Consider the following 16,241-nt stretch of genomic DNA (forward strand, 5'->3'; position numbering starts at 1 on the left):
TTCATTTCCTTATTTTTTATGCGTAAGAATGCAGACCAGCAATGACTAAATTGACGAAAACTTGATTAAATACAATAATGCCAAAGCCAACAATAGATAGCCAGGCTGTTTTCTCCCCTTCCCATCCTTTTGACAGACGAAGATGGAGAAATGCCGCATAAAATAAAAACGTAATGAGCGCCCAGACTTCTTTTGGGTCCCACCCCCAATACCTTCCCCATGCAATTTGTGCCCAAATCATAGCAAATAATAAACCGCCTAAAGCAAACAATGGGAAGCCAATCACTACCGCCCGATATGAAATTTCGTCCATTAAAGCTGGTTGTACACGGCTTGTTAATGGTTTTAATAGCACGATGAGTGGCTTTCTCAAGAGCAGTCGGATGGCACCATACAAGATGGTTCCTACCATAAATGCCCATACGATAGAATTTAACTTTTTGGCATCAATTGATGGCGTAATCTTCAACCAGCCGATTGTCTCTCCACTTTCTGTGACCGCTCCTTCATTAACAATAAGTGGTGTCATCGTATAGACTGCCTTTTCCTTCATACCTTGCGCATTTTCAAATTGAATGTGTACTTCTTCCGTCGTTACACTAAATACCGTTGCTGTAGCACTAAATCCAATTACCACAATCAAACAGTACATAACAAACTCTAACGCAACGGTACTACCCGTCCTTTTATGAACATCCAAAGATTTCAGTAAATAGATAATACCAGTTGCAAATGATATCGATAAAATAGCACTTGAAAACGCTACTGTCATAACATGAATTGTTAACCAGTTACTTTGCAGCGAAGGTACAAGAGGTCTCACCTCATTTGTAAAAACACTTCCATAGCCCAAAATAATTAGTACTACTGGAATTACAAATAACCCTACGACAATTTGTTTATATAAGTAATGAATAATAAGAAAGCTAGCTGTTAGCATAATGCCAAAAAACGTCATAAACTCATACATATTACTAACAGGTGCATGCTCGACTGCAATCCATCTTAAAATAAAATACACTAATTGCAAAATGAAAGCTGAATATGTAAGTATAAGACCTAGTCTCCTAAACGAACGCCTTGCAGATTTTACTGCTAATCCTAACGGTAAAATCGCAATTAACAGCAAGATAAAAGCAAAAAATAACGAATACCCACTTAAGCTTATTAAATTTTCAGTACTCAACACAACGACCTCCAACATCCTTTTTTTGTAGAAGCTGTAAATTGCTTCTCCATAATAGAACGTCTTGCCAAACATTAAGTGCCCTTTTTGAAGCTCATCTTTCCTAATTAATAGATAATGTTACAAAATTATGACAGAGAAAAAGGGAGCAAATTACGCTAGTCCCCCTCCTGTCCATGAATAAGAATACGAAGATTGCTATTTTAATGTAAAGTAAATAATTTCTGGATCATCGTCATCTAAGTTTTCTATATAGCCACTTCTTTTAAATCCTGTAGCGTTAAATATGTTTTGCATCTTTGTATTGGAACGATTCGTTGACGTGAAAATTTTGGCAGTGGGTGCTCTTTCAATAAAATCTACTAATAGTGCGGTAGCAACACCTTTTCTACGTTCAGACGGTTTGACTATAACTAATGAAATAAAACTACAATCAAAGAAATCCGTTGTAAAAATTAAAAATCCTGCAATACAACTTTGTATTTTGTAAATCATGCATCGTCTTTCTACTATTGCATGCTTAATGCGATCACTTCTTGAATAGTCACCTATTACTTCTTTATCCAATGCACAGAGAAAAGTGAAGTGTTCCATACTTGCTTCTATTATGTACATCTGCATTCCTCCTCACTTCAATGATCACTTTGTAAATAATAGCTCATTACTTTCAACTCACTTTTGATGCCTACTGCACATATGCCTTCATCGACAAAGCCACATTTTTTATAGAGCGCCTGAGCTGCTGTATTCGAAAAATTAACACCTAACACTAATTCATTGATTGTAGGAAAATGTAGTCGTACAAATGTAGGCAATAATTGTAATGCTCCTTTGGCATACCCTTTTCCTTGTTCATGCATATCTGTTGAAAATCCACGAATTAAAATGGCTTGGTTATTTTCTGAATAAGGTTTTACTCCTTCATTTTCGTGAAGAACAAAAAAAGTGACAAGCTTCTCACCTTTCATTGCTAAAATGGCATGCCGATTGATATCGGTTTCGGAGAGTTTAAGACTTGCCATTGGGGACATTGTATAGAGAAGTTGCTCCTGTGATAACATATATTGTTCAATTAATGAATAATCTGTTTGATCATAAAACTTTAACCGCATTATACCCCTTCTTCCAACTAGTACATTTTTTATTATTAAATTCTAACCTATTTTGGGAATTACTAGCAAAACCCAACCATCATTTGACAAAGTTTGATTGCATTTTATTTTTTCATGTAATTACTTAAAATTCCAAACTATGCTATTATTATACTATTCAAATTAAAGGAGCTGTGAATATGATTGTAATTAACGCAGTAGAAACGTTGTTTGAAAAAAACTAATTTTCAAAGGGATAGTACACAAACTGCACCCTTAGATAAGGGAGATTTTATATGGAACAATATTTTAAAGATTTTCTAAATGGACAATCAATTATATTAAAACAAATGGCATCCTCTGATTTAGAAGAGTATATACAAATAGAGAATGAAAAGCCTACTTTATTACTTGCTAATGATGAGATACCATTCCCACATACAGTTGAAGACCATTCTTCATTCTTTCGAAATATTAGTGGAAAAAAAGAAGAATTTTTCTTCGGCATTTTTGAAAAGACGACACAACAGCTTATTGGATCATGTGGTGTATTTTCTATCAATTGGACCAACAGCACTTGCTTAGTAGGCATATCAGTAAGTGAAAAATGGCAAGGTAAAGGATTAGGAACAGATGCAATGCAAACACTTATCACCTTCATATTCGATTACATTGCAATCAACAAAATTAAACTACAAGTGTTCAGCTTTAATGTAGGAGCCATTCGCTCTTATGAAAAATGTGGCTTTACAAAAGAAGGGATACTACGGAATGAAATTTTCCGCTTTGGCAAATTTCACGATATTCTCTTATTTTATATTACGTGAAGAATCCCCACGTAGCTAAAAAAGCGCACACATTCAAAATAATGAATGTGTGCGTTACTCATTTGCTACTTATTGTATTTTGAGCATTTCGATTCCCAAAACCATCACATTATGAACAGTTGTTTATAAACTGTTCAGTTCAATATTTTAAAAAAGAAAAATCCCTAATAATTAAACAGCAAATAATAGGATTTGATAAATTGCGACAATATATGAATGAATGTAACTATTAGCAATTTCTTTTCTAGGTAGGAAGAATAATTCATCTAGTAAAAAAGACATATATCATACGCGTTAAGTTCTTAACGATTTCTTAAAGAAAATCTCGTTATACGCGCTAATTATGTAACGTAAAAGCTGAAAATAAGGAGAAATGAAACTAGTCTATTATTTATTAGTATGATCCATAAATAGACTTATATGTGACTAAATTACGAATTTCATTTCCTATACACAATGTGACAATTTTTTTGTTTTAACTGATATACAATGAAAAAGCTGAATCGAAGCCATGAGAATTTTAAATCAAGAATATGTAGAAAAATTAGGAGGAGAAAAAGTTGGTAAATTTATTGTTTAAACAATTCTTGAAGTTTGAAATCGAGATTAAAAGGAGAATTATGTATAAAAAGGCAAAAGATTTAGGATTTACACACCCTGCTGTAGTTGACTATAGCCAAGAGCTAGATGTGTTGCTAAACAGATATTTTAAACAAGCTTCCTAAAAAGGAGGGGTCATTATCATTACATTTTATAAAAAACGCGCATTTTGGATAAAACCAGTCAAAAAGAGTATTTTCTTGGCTGGTTTTTCATTCAATTTCTTCACTCGTTAAAAAGCTATATCGCCTTTTCCCAGAATTCTGTATGTTATTGTCATGAAACGTATATATAACAAGAAATTGGGAAATCTACCTATAACGCTAATTATAGGAGGCCAAATTATGCAAGTACTTCTTTTAACCTTGGTCGTTTTTTCTAATCTATTTTCACACTCACAGTCTATACCAAAAGAGTCGACTGCTACTATTTGTGAACCAATCACAACAACAAACACTACGCTAAAATACCCTAGTAATCACTTTCAAACTTTTCTTGTAGAAGACGAATTTTATAAGCAATTAGATAAATCACTCTATGAAGAATATCATGGTGCAACATTCAGCATGCGTGAAAAAATATTATTTAAAGACGTGCCAGAAACTCGTGAATTTTTTTATACGAAAACAGATACTGTCAGTCAAGAAATGGATCTCTCTAATCACACAATGATTCATCCAAACAGACAAGTGTATTTCTTGGCTTCCTATCGCCAACATGCACAAGAAGAATTTCATAAATATGCAGTGATTGATGCAGAAACAAAAAATTTACTTATAGGGGGTAGTACCTACTCACCAATAATAAAATCTGCCAATACTCCATAATAATAAATGAAATAATCTTCTATCTACACTATATAATATGCATGAAAAAACATATCTAGAAGTAACGATTATACTTTTGTATCTATACGAAAATTCTTACTTTAATACATGTGCATACTAAATCATTTTATTAAAAATAATAAAAGCCTGATTGAACATCTTATCAGGCTTTTATTTTATTGCATTTAATTATCAGGCAACGCTTTTTCGCTAATTTCGAGCTTAATTTCTTCAATAAATTGCTGTAATGGTTTTTCATTCAACACTTGTTGACCATAGTTCCGCACTGTTACACTTTGATTGTTGCATTCATGATCGCCCAATACGAGAATATACGGTATTTTTTTCAATTGAGCTTCTCTGATTTTTTTCCCTAACTTTTCTTGGCGGTTATCTTCACGCACCCGTATATGTTCTTTTTCAAGTGCTTGTACTACTTGCTGAACATATTTTTGGTGTATCTTAGCCACCCCTATCACAATAACTTGTTGTGGTGCTAACCACGTCGGAAAGGCTCCACCAAAATGTTCAATTAAAATACCTAAAAAGCGGTCAATCGAACCGAAAACAGCGCGATGAATTACAACAGGTCTTACTTTTTCGTTTTGTTCGTTTAAATATGTTAAATCGAATTTCTCAGGCAGTTGGAAATCCAGTTGAATCGTTGCACATTGATGACTTCGTTTAATAGCATCCTTTATATGAATATCAATTTTAGAGCCGTAAAACGCTCCGTCTCCTTCATTTATTTTATATGAATAACCCGCATTTTTCAGGACATTTTCCAATGCCGATTCCGCTTCATCCCAGAGCTGAATATGCCCCATAAAATCAGCAGGACGCGTCGACAATTCAATTTCGTATTGGAAACCAAATACTTGATACATATGATCGATGATTCGCAGCGCTAAATTGATTTCATCTTCTATTTGTTGTGGTGTGGCAAAAATATGGGCATCATCTTGGCAAAAAGTTCGAACTCGTAGCAGTCCATTTAATGCTCCGCTAAACTCATGTCGATGCACTTGTCCAAATTCCGCCATACGAATCGGTAAATCTCTGTATGAGTGTCTTGCATTTTTAAATATCAGCATATGTCCTGGACAGTTCATAGGTTTCAACGCAAAGCTTTGGGCATCTACTTGTGTAAAGTACATATTCTCTTTATAGTGCTCCCAATGTCCTGATTGTTCCCATAAACGCTGGTTCAGCATAAATGGTGTACGAACCTCTTGATAATCATATTTTGTTTGTAATTTGCGTAAAAAAGATTCTAATTCATTTCGAAGTATTTGGCCATTAGCTAGGTAAAAAGGCATACCTGGCGCTTCTTCTGAAAACATGAATAATTCGAGTTCTTTTCCTAATGTACGATGATTGCGTTTATCTGCTTCTTGTAAAAAGATAAAATAATCATTTAATTCTTCTTTTGTAGCAAATGCAACACCATAAATTCGCTGAAGCATTTGATTTTGGCTATCGCCGCGCCAGTATGCCCCTGATACATGCATTAATTGAAAGTGCTGTAATTTACCTGTTGAGGATACATGCGGGCCACGACATAAATCATAAAAATCACCTTGCTCATAAAGCGTTATGAAATCATCTTCTGGAATATCAGCTAGTAATGCTAATTTCAGTTTATCATGTTGAAACAACCGGATTGCCTCTTCACGTGTTAGTTCTTTTCGTTGTATTTGAATGTTTTCTTGCACAATACGATGCATCATTTTTTCTATTTTTTGTAAATCCTTTGGCACAAGAGAATGTGATAATTCAATATCATAATAAAAACCGTTTTCGATTACTGGTCCTACGCCAAATTGGGCTTCTGGATATAAGCGTTTAATCGCTTGTGCTACTAAATGAGCTGTGGAATGACGAATAACCTCAATTCCTTCGTGTGTGCTAGCATCAAATAGGTTGATTTGGGCATCTGCCAAAATAGGGCGCGTCAAATCAGTAATGGTTCCGTTGACACTTCCTACAATTGCTTTTTTGCGCAGTGCTGGACTAATCGCTTGTGCAATGTCGGTTAGTGTAACACCTTTTGTAAATACTTGTTGCTTTCCATCTGGAAACTGAATATTGATAACTTGATTTGACATGATCTTTTCTCCTTTACTGAAAAATTAAAAAAAACACATATTCGTCCCTAAAATAGGGACGAGTATGTGTCATTTACCCGTGGTTCCACCCAAATTCCCACTAGATGCACTAGCGGCTCATTGTCTTTGCAGTAACGTTGCAAATAACGGTGCAAGTTTCCTAGCACTGCTCAAAGGTAGTAAGAATTGACGCTGCATTAGGAAGTTTTCAGCCTAGGCTCCCCTCTCTGTAAATCGTTCATCAAAACTCTCGTCCTTATCATAGCTGTTTTCATGGTTTCATGAAATTGGTATTCACTATATCGGACATCTCAAAAGTTGTCAATAATTGAAAAAAATTTTTTTCCATTCTCAAAATCCCTGAAATATGAGCGTACCAACATGTAAAACGCATACATTTTTTTGAAAAAATTTTTTATCGCCTTGTCATTACCCACTTTGTTAAACAAAAAAGCTACTCATAAGTTTTAATCCTTACGAATAGCTTTTCTAATTTAAATATGGTTCACAATTACTTCATTATGCCAACTAATAGAATCTGATAATTGATAGGATACTAAGTTAGCTGTTATGACTAACATCACACCAGCTCTTGATAGCATGGTCTGTGTCGGTTTCTCTAACACTAAAACGACGTAACCCTCACCGCTCCCTTGGTCATCTATCGCATTTGTCGCATCTATTTCAAAAGTAGTGTACTTATCTTCTGTCAAAGTAAGGATACGTTCTTCTCGATAGCTGCCATGTTCTTTCAAATTGTAGCTAACAGGCATCCAGCCTTCTGACCAATCAATACTACCGATAATTTCTTTACTTCTGCTAGCTAGTTTACCAATCGAAAATGTAAAGTAGATTCTCATTATTGCTTGATCTAATTCATTTTTTCCTTCACATATCGCTTCCACTTGTAGCCTTATATCACCTTTGGACTGTTTCCGAACAATTATGAAGATGGACACTAAAATACTAATAACAGCTATGATGCCAACAATGACTAAACCCATTAGACCCCTCCTATCATTCCAATAACTATTACGATTAGATTACCACAATTTAGGAATAACAGGTTTTTTTCATCAAACAATCTTATGAAAAGACAAGCGCCTAATAGATATGACAAAATTTGAGAAAAAAATAATTGGATGAACCCATTGAAAGATGCCGATTTCGATATGTCACCGTTCTTTGTTAGGCATTTGATTGAAGCTCTGCCGTTAATGTAAATGGTATGTTTAAATATTTGTATTGAATCGTAATCTTTTGAATTGCTGTAGCATGTACTTGTAATGCGTAATGTTGCGGTTGTTTACCAATTGCCTGACGATCTATGTATTGACTAGGAAAAATACTCACTTGTGTTAGTTTATGAAATGTCATATTAGGATTGTTCTCAATTTTTGCGCCAACTTCAAACGGTTCTGATTTACTAATGACTAGCTTGGCATTGTCTGGCAACTTTTCATCGACAAGTATCGATTGTAGTTGTAGCTCTCTTAGCCCTTTATTCTCAATTTCTATTAATCGAATAGACGGATTTCCATCAGCGTTTGTATAACCATTGACAACAAGTGGTGGATTGCTTTTCAAATAGATGATAAAAGCCGCTCCCACTACTAACACACTAAAAAATAGGATAAATATTATTTTTTTCATTAGATTCCTCACTTTCAAGCTTCACCATTAGTATAAACGACAAATACCGTAGCGGAACAGAATTTTTACTAATACATTCGTGAACTATAAAAAAACATCTGCCTTATATGGAGACAGATGTTTTTTGCAACCGTATTTCATCGCGAATGGGGATACCGTCATGGCCAATCAAAGGAATCTCCGGTTTCAATGCTCTTGCTCGCTCTACCGCATTTGGTAGAACTTCTACGAGAGAATAGCCTCGTTTTTGATAAAATTTTAGTGCATGTAAATTATCATTCGTAGTGATGAGTGAAACAACAGTACAGTGATGCTGACGTGCTTGTTCTTCCACGGCTTTTACAAGGCATGAGCCGATTCCTTTCCCTTCTTCCATACTATCAAGGGAAATAATTTCACATTCAGCTCCCCGAATTTCATAGGTTATTAGACCTACTATTGTTTGATTGTCATTTACAAATACAAAACCTTCTAATGTACTACAATCATAAATACCACTGGAAATAACCATTTCCGTACTTCCCCAATGTGTTTGAAAAAACGCTTGAACATCCTTTTTTGAAACTTGTGAACGATGGATGATTGGCATAATAATCTACCTACTTTATATTGAAATATGAAATACACCAGCGATGGCTTTTTGAATACCTAAACATATTACCCATGACATTACTCCTAGCCCTATAGCAAAAACAATATGAATAGACGATTTCATTGCCAAATACATAACAAATAGCATAACCATTGTTGCAGGAAGTCCAACTATCACACCAACCGTAAATCGCTGTATATGCTCATTTGGTTCACTTTGAACGGTTAGCCAAATAATACTTAAAATACTGACAAGTGGCAGTGCGGCTATCATACCACCATATGTAGGAAATCTTCTAGCAACTTCTGTAACAACTGCAATAATCGCAGCAGAACATATAATTTTTACAACTGTATAAATCATTTCGACACCTCGCTTAATAGCTGAAATGCTTCTAAAACACTTTGTTGTTCTTTTTCTGATAAAAGAAGTAGCGCCTGCTTTAGTTTGTTATCATCTAATTCCGTATTTTTCTTTACAATCTGTAATCCATCCGCTGTAAGAAAAAGCTTCACTTTACGTTGATCATTGGCTGCTCGAATCTTCTCAACCCAGCCATGTCGTTCTAGCTTTTTTACATGCTCTGAAGCAGTATTTTGCGAGATATTTAATAATTTTGCAATATCTCGAACCGTCACTTCATCTTCCTTTTGAATCATCTGTAAAATACGCACACTTTGATGGGAAATATTATCTTCATGTGTTGTATGGAGATGATAGAAAATATTTGTAAAATAATAGTTTATATCTTGTATCATACTTTTTACTCCTTTAATATATCGTCACTCACGATTATATCGTATATAACGATATATTAAAAGAGATTTCTATTAAAGAAATGAAATTTTTAATACTTGCAATTGTTCACATATTTTGCACAGGATTAGAATTTAACACAACCCTTTCCTCTCCCATTAAATCATTGTCTTTTTCTGTTTACTACTGATCTTTTCATTACTGCGCTGACAATACGAACCCTCGCCATATTCGTGTTTGGATGGACTGTTTTTAATCTGCATCAAACCTATATTATGGTATACACTCTTGCATTTGCTACCATCCTACTACAGAATTTCGCTATTAATTTCAAATCAACATCTATTTTTGCTAACTTTTTGCTACTTACATTCGGAGGACCTTGTAAGCAGGAGTTATGTGCAGTATTATTACACTACTAATCTTGAAGAGAATAAGAAACTGAGGGTTACAATTGCTATATTTGATTTATTTTATTGTTGGTGGAACTATTATGGTTTTAGCCTTACTTTTAAGCCAATCTAAGTATTTATTTTTATCGGGCATTATTACGGCGTTGCCAATTCTTACGCTTATTAACATGGGTATGCAAATGAAGCATATGAAAGCTGACACCTTTCACAATGTTTTACAAAATACGGTCTTTGGTGCAGTAGGCATGTTACTTTTCACTGTGCTCGCTTTCCTATTAACAAACTGGTATAAGCCAAGCATTGCCGTACTAAGCGCTTTACTTGTCTATGCAATATTTATGCTATGTGGAAAATTTATTATGTCATTGCTGACATAAGTTGGGCTACCTAAATGTAGCTCTTTTTATATGAGCCAAATTTTTTTTGCCTTCTTGTTGTAAAAACTTGAATGCACAAGTTTATCTCCCCTTACATAGCATGTTATTTCTTCCCCCACCGCTCTTTCTTTATTTCGTTCCCTTTTAATGTTAAAATATTTATAGTTTGCTTTACAAGGAGGAATCGAAATGGTCGCATTCTTTTGTAATGCCTGCTCTAGACCCATTAATTATCAGGTCGAAGAGGTCTAGGTAAACCCCACAAATGGATGATCTCTTTATATAAAATAAAAAAGCCTAATTTACAGGAGTGAATTCACATGGAAGAACAAGCAATTCAGCCGTTTTTAACGGTGGCTAACTATCATTTACTTGAGCAACAAATGAATAAAATTTTACAAACACTTGCTACTACACAAGATAAAAACGTCATTCTGACTGTGCGTGGTCTTGTACAAACAGAAATTACTGAAAAAGTTGTCATGACGCCTGCGCAAGCGCAACTCATTGAGCCTATTTTATCTGTAACAGAACGTGGAACAGGTGAAGCCTATTTAAATGATTTAAAATCGTATGTTATCCCATTTAAACCAATTACGGCAAGCACAATCAAAAGCCTGTTTAAAAAAGAAAAGAAGCTAAAATTGCCGAATCTTGAACAAATGGATTTTCAACAAATTTGCTATTTCGCTTGGGATGATTATGGTACCAATCGAAAATATGTCATTATAGAGCAAGACGATAAATTAAAGGCAATCAAAGGCACTTTCGCCCATCATACAATTCGTGGTATATGCGCAATCTGTAATCGTCACGCTGAAATTGGACTATTTACTACATCCATTAAAGGAAATATCGTCGGCACTTATACAAATCACAGCAATTACATTTGTGCAGACAGCGATTCGTGTAATCAACATGTGACAGATATGGATAAGACCATTACATTTTTTGAGCGCATTACTTGATTATTAATAAGCCTTCTCCGCTTTGGAGAAGGCCATTTTTGTATTAAGCGAAACATGCATAAAAAAACTATCCTGAAAAAGTTATTACCATTAACTTTAGCGGATAGTTTTATTTATTTAATTATTCAGCTTTTGCCTATAAGATGGCAAAATAGATGATGCAATAATAACGAACCCAAGCATCAGAACAAAGATTAAATCCAGTAAACCGGTGTGCATGGATACTGTAAACACAGTAATTGTGAATGCGTAAGCGACAGTATGGAAACTACGTATGCCATTTTGTTTTACTTTATTATAAATTAGAGAAATTAATACGCCATACAATAGGAAGCCAATTGCTACTAATAAATAACCTCCGTCTAAAAACAATTGACCAATAAAAGTTGGCGTTGTTGTTCGCTGTTCACGTGTGACCAATATACCTCTTTCGACCGTAATTGAATTAACGACCTCGGTAACTTTCATACGTGGTGAGATTTGCTCGCCAGGTAAAATTGTACTAAAAATGCCTTTATGGATTTGACCTTTTAAGTAATCTTCTTCTTTTGTGTATTCGATAATAGTACTTAACACGATATGACTTGTGACAGCTTCAGCATTTAATGCACGCACCCATTTCGGTGTTAAGTTTACTTTTTGTTCAGCCGTTAATAGGTTTTTTTCTTCCTCCGCAGTTAATTCTACATCGGGTTGCGTACGATCATTGAATGCCTTTGTCGTATCCTCTGTCATCACACGTATAAAGCCAAACAACGAAAATCCGATACCAATTACGAATAATGCTGTTAAAAACCATGTTAGCTTCACTCTTTTCACAACATAATGGAAAATAATGATGCCTGTAAATAACATAATAATAAGCGGCGTACGATAGGCCATTAATAAAAATAGAAACATTACAACAGCAAAAATCAGACCGTATACTATTGCTTTCTTCCATGTCATCGTTTTTTCCATTATCATTTTATAAGATAACAGCAATAAAACCCCAAACCATAATAATTGGCTAAAGAAGTTTAACTTTGGATCTAAGTTTCGGCGATTGGCTTCGTCCGTTATCCCCAAGTTACCATTATAAATCATCAAGAAATAAGAGCCTAACCCAAGCACTGTTAAGGCCACGATAAAATGAATTACATACTTTCCTAAAAACGACAGACCGAACGATGGAATTGTCCACTCTAGTTTATCGATTAAAAATACACCTATGTAGTAACAAATAACGGCTAAAATTACAGCCGGCCAAATAGATACATGAATACCGAATTGTTCAAATTTATGCCAATCAAATAAGCTAATAAAAAAATATAGCAGTAAAATAAATGGCAAAAAGAAATACGGTGAAAACATATCGATTTTATTTAATTTCCCAAAAACCTTTTTCAATTCGCTCATACATATCACACCAAATAGATGTTATTTCCCCCTTTTTTTTTTTGTAAAACAAAATAAGTATAACACATTTATTGTAAATTATATATATATCTTCCATTTTATATTTAAACTCTAACCTATTATTACAAGTAAAGCGAAAACTCGTATTTTGATAAAACTTTAATCAAAATACGAGTTTCATTTATTTCATTAGTCGATGAGTTTAATAGATTCTAACGAAGATTCAATGCTCTGTATAGAATGGCTACAAACTGTGCTCGCGTAACGGGTTCATCTGGCTTAAATTTACCGTTATCGCCAATTACAATTTCAAGTTCTGCTAATGCAGCGATATACGCATAGCTCCAGTGCGTTGGAGGAACATCTTGGAATGTGCTAGAGCCTCCTAATTCTATCTTTAGCGCAAGCGTCACGACTTTTGCCAACTGTGCACGCGTCATTAAAGCATTAGGATTAAATTTCCCCTGTGAACCATCGACTATTCCTGCTTGTTGTAATGTCGTAATGGCTTCATAGTATGGATGGTTTGCAGTTACATCCGAAAATGTAAGCGCATTGCGTGTCGGCTCGAACTCAAAAGCACGGTAAAATAACAATGCTACATGCTGTCGTTGAATGAATTCGTTCGGACGAAACGAACCGTCTGGATACCCTGTTATAATCCCTTGACTAGCTATTTCTTCTATCATTTCTTTTGCCCAATGGCCCGCAATATCATGAAAGGACACTTTTGGTAAGTCAGGTTCAGGTGTTGTTTGTTCCGGACTTGGTTCTGGGGTAGGCTTTGGCGCTATGTTTGCAATCCATTTCGCATACAACTTGGTCTCTTTCGTCACACGGTCTTTTGTCAAATCCCACTCATTGATTAAAGCAGCTTCTTTATACCAGCCGCCAAACGTATAACCTTCCTTTTTAGGAATCGGTAACGTTGCTATCTTTGTGTCATACGCTACAGACAAGTGACCTAATACGCTCCCGCCATTTGTTTCAAAATATACTGTAACATTTTGCGGTGATGAATCACTACTATTATTACTACTATCTGGAGAACTATTAACAAACCACTTTGCAAAAAGCGTTGTCTTACCTGTTATCGTATCTTTCTTAAAATCCCACCCATTTGTCAATGTTGCTTCTTTATACCATCCACCAAATGTATAACCTTGTTTTATTGGGATAGTGGGTTCATTTATCTTCATGTTAATATCGACCATCTGTGAAGGGATTCCACTGCCCCCATTCGTATTAAACGTCACTTCATATTGTACGACTTTCCATTTGGCAAATAATGTTGTTGCACTCGTTACTACATCATTTGTCAAATCCCATTGGTTGATAAGTGCTGCCTCTTTATACCAACCAGCAAATATATAACCTTGTTTCGTTGGAACAGATGTCCCTATCAGTACTGTGTTGTCATCAACTAGTTGTGATGGCATTGCACTTCCTCCACCTGTATTAAACGTCACTTCATGTTGAACGACTTTCCACTTCGCATACAAAGTAATTGGACTGCTTACTACATCATTCATAAAATCCCACTTGTTTGTTAGTGCTGCCTCTTTATACCAACCCTCAAATGTATGCCCTTGTTTTGTTGGAGCAGGTGGTTCCACCACTAATGTTTGATCGTTCACGAATTGAGGTGGAATTATACTCCCTCCATCCGTGTTAAACGTTACATGTTGCTGTGGCAACCAAATAGCATAAAGTGTTAAATCTCCTGTCATTGTTTTTACTTCATCTACATGATAATCAGTGCCGCTACCATCCCGCTCTGTATTCCATCCCGTAAAAACGTAACCATCTTTCTTTAATGATTCCTGTTTTTTCACAGTAAATGATTGTGTTGTCTTATCTATATAATCTGCTGCAACACTGCCACTTGTATGGCCATTTCCATCGTAGGTAATTGTAAATCCTAAATGCTCAAATGGATTTCCATTTTGATCAGCATACTCCTTTGCCTTTGATGGAATTGTTCCCAAAATCTTCGTTTGTTTAGGTATAGCATTTGGTAATACAATTGTATTCCGACTTAAAATCGTTATTGTCTGTAAATCATTATTAACAAATGCACCCTAGTAGATTCTTTTTACAGTATCAGGTATTGTTATACTGGATAGCTTATTATTCGCAAAAGCAAAATCTCCAATCCATTCAAGCTGATTGGGGAGTACTACTGAAGTTAGTAAATTATTATCAAATGCATTGTAACCTATTAACTTTACATTATTTGACAGAATCAAGGAGGTCAGTTGTTTATTATTAAATGATTCATACCATATATTTGTGACAGGCTTACCACCAAGCGTATCTGGAATGACCAAATCTTTTCGACTGGGATTATTATCTCCGTAAATTGTTACCCCACCTGGATAATACATTTCTGGTACTATACCCGTTATATTATCATTATAAATAAAACCATCTTCTGTAAAATTATTTGCTAAAACTTTATTCTCATTGAAAAGTAATACAAATAAAAATAACGTGACAGGTACCACGAATAAAAACTTCTTACGCATCTTTCTTTAATTCTCCTTTACATCGTTCAGTAAATAGCCTATATAACGATTTCATAAATTTTTTATATAAAATACCCCCCTTTATTTTCAATAATAGAGTTTTAGATTACAGTTGCACATTGAGGAATGTTAATAATTCATCCATTAACATTAAAAATTTATTCAGATGCAAAATGATGCAGGAATTAAAACAAAAAAATAACACTCGTATGGTAAACGAGTGTTGATTTATTAAGAGGAGAACAATTTGAGGTGGCTTTACCTTTCAATCTTAATCATTAAACACTTCAAGCATTTAAGTCCGTTATGGAAGGGATGTTTATTTCCTTTACACAAAATACGGGTGATAAATTAATCACACATTGGACTATTGATACAATATCTTGTAAAGGGATACGTGTTCCTTCATATAAATGAATGGCTTTTTCCAAGGAACTTCTGCAGCAAGTTCCCCTGGAATTATACAATTTATCTTCTCTCAAATGTTCATGTCAAACATTTGTAATACCGCGTAAATCGAATTTAGAGTGATACTTGCGCATTGTTCGTTACGATCTAACCCTGCCGTCGAACCAATTAAAATAACTTTTCCATTCTCCGCTTGTCTTAAGTTTGGCAAAAGCGCTTGCATATACGTAATAGTAGATGTCAGGTTGATATTGATTAAGGTTGAAATATCTGAGAAATGCCTTTTAACATTTCCTTTATAGTTGGAATTTGTTGTTGGCTAGACAAATCAATTGGAAGCCATTGACGTTTGACGCCATCTCCTTCTTATCTAAACTTTTAGGTCGAGTACGTGACTAAACCATCATCTTTGTTAATAAATTCAGTAACACAGGATGGACCTAGTGGAACAATTTCAATTGGTCGCATGCGTATATCTCGTAAAATTTGCTATCCATTACTAGTTTCAT

17 protein-coding genes and 1 pseudogene are annotated in these 16,241 nt (G+C 34.8%); 5 read left to right on the forward strand and 13 right to left on the reverse strand.

All coding sequences use genetic code 11. From position 1 onward, the window contains the following. Positions 1-16: 16 nt before the first annotated feature. The 3 genes from ccsB to LO754_RS12295 form a co-directional block, all read right to left on the reverse strand. Positions 17-1,186 (reverse strand): c-type cytochrome biogenesis protein CcsB, encoded by a 1,170-nt coding sequence (ccsB, locus tag LO754_RS12285; protein WP_229386815.1) that lies wholly within the window; start codon positions 1,184-1,186, stop codon positions 17-19. 198 nt (positions 1,187-1,384) lie between these two features. Continuing rightward, the gene (locus LO754_RS12290) at positions 1,385-1,807 is read right to left on the reverse strand and encodes a GNAT family N-acetyltransferase (RefSeq protein WP_231784431.1); all 423 of its coding nucleotides are present in this window, start codon (positions 1,805-1,807) and stop codon (positions 1,385-1,387) included. Positions 1,808-1,818: 11 nt separating this feature from the next. Further along, positions 1,819-2,298 (reverse strand): GNAT family N-acetyltransferase, encoded by a 480-nt coding sequence (locus LO754_RS12295; RefSeq protein ID WP_231784432.1) that lies wholly within the window; start codon positions 2,296-2,298, stop codon positions 1,819-1,821. A gap of 275 nt (positions 2,299-2,573) precedes the next feature. Here LO754_RS12295 and LO754_RS12300 point away from each other — a divergent pair, with 275 nt between their 5' ends. The 3 genes from LO754_RS12300 to LO754_RS12310 all read left to right on the forward strand — a co-directional run bounded on the left by LO754_RS12300 (position 2,574) and on the right by LO754_RS12310 (position 4,531). Beyond that, a complete protein-coding gene (locus LO754_RS12300) occupies positions 2,574-3,104 on the forward strand; it encodes a GNAT family N-acetyltransferase (protein WP_231784433.1) in 531 nt (176 codons plus the stop codon). A 560-nt stretch (positions 3,105-3,664) separates the two neighbouring features. Next, complete coding sequence (locus tag LO754_RS12305) at positions 3,665-3,829, forward strand: aspartyl-phosphate phosphatase Spo0E family protein (protein ID WP_024364089.1); 165 nt, start codon at positions 3,665-3,667, stop codon at positions 3,827-3,829. 219 nt (positions 3,830-4,048) lie between these two features. Beyond that, positions 4,049-4,531 carry a hypothetical protein gene (locus tag LO754_RS12310; protein ID WP_029747373.1) on the forward strand — a complete coding sequence of 161 codons (483 nt, stop codon included), beginning with the start codon at positions 4,049-4,051 and terminating at the stop codon, positions 4,529-4,531. A 185-nt stretch (positions 4,532-4,716) separates the two neighbouring features. Here LO754_RS12310 and thrS read toward each other — a convergent pair whose 3' ends face one another. The 6 genes from thrS to LO754_RS12340 form a co-directional block, all read right to left on the reverse strand. Next, the gene (gene thrS / locus LO754_RS12315; RefSeq protein ID WP_231784434.1) at positions 4,717-6,639 is read right to left on the reverse strand and encodes a threonine--tRNA ligase; all 1,923 of its coding nucleotides are present in this window, start codon (positions 6,637-6,639) and stop codon (positions 4,717-4,719) included. 494 nt (positions 6,640-7,133) lie between these two features. Then, on the reverse strand, positions 7,134-7,643 hold the full coding sequence (locus LO754_RS12320; protein WP_024364086.1) for a hypothetical protein: 510 nt from the start codon (positions 7,641-7,643) through the stop codon (positions 7,134-7,136). A 184-nt stretch (positions 7,644-7,827) separates the two neighbouring features. Continuing rightward, the gene (locus tag LO754_RS12325; protein WP_231784435.1) at positions 7,828-8,292 is read right to left on the reverse strand and encodes a hypothetical protein; all 465 of its coding nucleotides are present in this window, start codon (positions 8,290-8,292) and stop codon (positions 7,828-7,830) included. A 103-nt stretch (positions 8,293-8,395) separates the two neighbouring features. Beyond that, complete coding sequence (locus tag LO754_RS12330) at positions 8,396-8,881, reverse strand: GNAT family N-acetyltransferase (protein WP_108030275.1); 486 nt, start codon at positions 8,879-8,881, stop codon at positions 8,396-8,398. 15 nt (positions 8,882-8,896) lie between these two features. Then, positions 8,897-9,244 carry a DUF3147 family protein gene (locus LO754_RS12335; RefSeq protein WP_024364083.1) on the reverse strand — a complete coding sequence of 116 codons (348 nt, stop codon included), beginning with the start codon at positions 9,242-9,244 and terminating at the stop codon, positions 8,897-8,899. Next, complete coding sequence (locus LO754_RS12340; protein WP_024364082.1) at positions 9,244-9,642, reverse strand: MarR family winged helix-turn-helix transcriptional regulator; 399 nt, start codon at positions 9,640-9,642, stop codon at positions 9,244-9,246. Before LO754_RS12340 ends, LO754_RS12335 begins: the two co-directional genes overlap by 1 nt. 461 nt (positions 9,643-10,103) lie before the next feature. Here LO754_RS12340 and LO754_RS12345 point away from each other — a divergent pair, with 461 nt between their 5' ends. After that, positions 10,104-10,430 (forward strand): DUF3147 family protein, encoded by a 327-nt coding sequence (locus LO754_RS12345; protein ID WP_255702668.1) that lies wholly within the window; start codon positions 10,104-10,106, stop codon positions 10,428-10,430. Between the two features lie 320 nt (positions 10,431-10,750). Then, positions 10,751-11,398: a FusB/FusC family EF-G-binding protein gene (locus LO754_RS12350; protein ID WP_025219626.1), complete on the forward strand. Its 648-nt coding sequence runs from the start codon at positions 10,751-10,753 to the stop codon at positions 11,396-11,398. Positions 11,399-11,515: 117 nt separating this feature from the next. On the opposite strand, the gene LO754_RS12355 is transcribed toward LO754_RS12350, so the two are convergent. From LO754_RS12355 to LO754_RS23775, 4 genes and pseudogenes are all read right to left on the reverse strand, one after another. Further along, on the reverse strand, positions 11,516-12,796 hold the full coding sequence (locus LO754_RS12355; RefSeq protein ID WP_231784437.1) for an oligosaccharide repeat unit polymerase family protein: 1,281 nt from the start codon (positions 12,794-12,796) through the stop codon (positions 11,516-11,518). Positions 12,797-13,008: 212 nt separating this feature from the next. Then, entirely contained in the window at positions 13,009-14,784 is a 1,776-nt protein-coding gene (locus tag LO754_RS12360) for an InlB B-repeat-containing protein (protein ID WP_231784438.1), read from the reverse strand. 93 nt (positions 14,785-14,877) lie between these two features. Further along, a complete protein-coding gene (locus LO754_RS12365) occupies positions 14,878-15,324 on the reverse strand; it encodes a leucine-rich repeat domain-containing protein (RefSeq protein WP_231784439.1) in 447 nt (148 codons plus the stop codon). A 287-nt stretch (positions 15,325-15,611) separates the two neighbouring features. Further along, positions 15,612-16,127 (reverse strand): annotated as a pseudogene (locus LO754_RS23775) (SDR family NAD(P)-dependent oxidoreductase); the annotation flags it as partial. Positions 16,128-16,241 lie beyond the last annotated feature (114 nt).

It is taken from the genome of Lysinibacillus sp. GJ-1 (assembly GCF_021166035.1).
In the GTDB taxonomy this organism is placed as follows: Bacteria; Bacillota; Bacilli; order Bacillales_A; family Planococcaceae; genus Lysinibacillus; species Lysinibacillus sphaericus.

What these genes read in the sequence shown, in the direction of transcription:
- LO754_RS12350 (WP_025219626.1), top strand. Translation starts at nt 10,751, where the DNA reads ATGGAAGAACAAGCAATTCAGCCGTTTTTAACGGTGGCTAACTATCAT.
- LO754_RS12325 (WP_231784435.1), bottom strand. Translation starts at nt 8,292, where the DNA reads ATGAAAAAAATAATATTTATCCTATTTTTTAGTGTGTTAGTAGTGGGA.
- LO754_RS12290 (WP_231784431.1), bottom strand. Translation starts at nt 1,807, where the DNA reads ATGCAGATGTACATAATAGAAGCAAGTATGGAACACTTCACTTTTCTC.
- thrS (WP_231784434.1), bottom strand. Translation starts at nt 6,639, where the DNA reads ATGTCAAATCAAGTTATCAATATTCAGTTTCCAGATGGAAAGCAACAA.
- LO754_RS12300 (WP_231784433.1), top strand. Translation starts at nt 2,574, where the DNA reads ATGGAACAATATTTTAAAGATTTTCTAAATGGACAATCAATTATATTA.
- LO754_RS12355 (WP_231784437.1), bottom strand. Translation starts at nt 12,796, where the DNA reads ATGAGCGAATTGAAAAAGGTTTTTGGGAAATTAAATAAAATCGATATG.
- LO754_RS12365 (WP_231784439.1), bottom strand. Translation starts at nt 15,324, where the DNA reads ATGCGTAAGAAGTTTTTATTCGTGGTACCTGTCACGTTATTTTTATTT.
- LO754_RS12320 (WP_024364086.1), bottom strand. Translation starts at nt 7,643, where the DNA reads ATGGGTTTAGTCATTGTTGGCATCATAGCTGTTATTAGTATTTTAGTG.
- LO754_RS12340 (WP_024364082.1), bottom strand. Translation starts at nt 9,642, where the DNA reads ATGATACAAGATATAAACTATTATTTTACAAATATTTTCTATCATCTC.
- LO754_RS12310 (WP_029747373.1), top strand. Translation starts at nt 4,049, where the DNA reads ATGCAAGTACTTCTTTTAACCTTGGTCGTTTTTTCTAATCTATTTTCA.
- LO754_RS12330 (WP_108030275.1), bottom strand. Translation starts at nt 8,881, where the DNA reads ATGCCAATCATCCATCGTTCACAAGTTTCAAAAAAGGATGTTCAAGCG.
- LO754_RS12295 (WP_231784432.1), bottom strand. Translation starts at nt 2,298, where the DNA reads ATGCGGTTAAAGTTTTATGATCAAACAGATTATTCATTAATTGAACAA.